Raw genomic sequence first — 225 nt, 5'->3', positions numbered from 1 at the left:
ACTCAGGAACAGGCGCAGCGGGCGCTGATCAGTAACCCGACAGTGATCGGCGCGATCATGGTTCAGCGTGGGGAAGCCGATGCAATGATTTGCGGTACGGTGGGTGATTATCATGAACATTTTAGCGTGGTGAAAAATGTCTTTGGTTATCGCGATGGCGTTCACACCGCAGGTGCCATGAACGCGCTGCTGCTGCCGAGTGGTAACACCTTTATTGCCGATACA

General features: G+C 53.8%; 1 protein-coding gene. It reads left to right on the top strand.

From position 1 onward, the window contains the following. A partial coding sequence (locus KI369_RS30175) for a phosphate acyltransferase (protein ID WP_212959088.1) occupies positions 1 to 225 on the top strand: 225 nt, incomplete at both ends.

Source organism: Bacillus sanguinis (assembly GCF_018332475.1).
GTDB classification, from domain to species: Bacteria; Bacillota; Bacilli; order Bacillales; family Bacillaceae_G; genus Bacillus_A; species Bacillus_A sanguinis.
This window is presented reverse-complemented; position numbering and strand designations above follow the sequence as displayed.